General features: G+C 70.1%; 1 protein-coding gene. It reads left to right on the top strand.

Annotated features, from left to right (window positions below):
• Positions 1-695: MFS transporter (locus ACTIFJ_RS11205; RefSeq protein ID WP_439534195.1), on the top strand; the 695-nt coding region annotated here is incomplete at both ends.

The raw sequence follows: 695 nt of genomic DNA, 5'->3' as shown, positions 1-695 counted from the left end.
CCCGCGTCATCGCCGGACCGCTGACCGCCGCCTGGGCCGATGGCCGGGCCGACCGGCGGGCGCCGCTGTTCCTGTTCGCCGCAATCCTGACTTTAGGCTTCGGGGCATTGTGGTTCGTCCGCAGCTTCGTCGCCGTCTTCGGCGTGATCCTGGTCATGGACGTCGCCTTCTGGGGGCTGGTGCCGGTGGTGGAAGCCACGCTGCTGCGGCTGACACGCACCGGCTGGCCGCGCTACGGCGTGGCGCGGGGGCTGGCGTCGCTGGCATTCGTTATCGGCTCGTCCTCGGTCGGCGCGCTGGTCGGCGGCTTCGGCCCCTGGGCGGTCTGGGCATGGCTGCTCGGCGTATCGATAATGCTCATCCTCGCCGCCTTATGGATGCCGCGCGAGCCTGCGGCCGGCCAGGGGCAGGCGCCGTTCGCCGCCCGTCTCGCCGCCGGCATCGGCCTGATGCGCGACCGGCGCTTCGCGCTGCTGGTGGCCGCGCTCGGCCTCATCCAGTCCACCCACAGCTATTTCTATGTCGCCGGCACGCTGATCTGGACCAACGACCAGCAGATCCCGGCATCGCTGGCCGGCAACCTCTGGTCGATCGGCGTCATCGCCGAAGTCGGCTTTCTCGTCTTCCTCACCCGCTGGGCCGAGCGCTTCACGCCCGAAACGCTCATCCTGATCGGCGCGCTTACTGCCCTCGTC

The organism is Polymorphobacter sp. (genome assembly GCF_051860865.1).
Lineage (GTDB): Bacteria > Pseudomonadota > Alphaproteobacteria > Sphingomonadales > Sphingomonadaceae > Sandarakinorhabdus.
The sequence above is the reverse complement of the archived record's forward strand: the minus strand, read 5'-3'. Positions and strand labels throughout refer to the sequence as shown.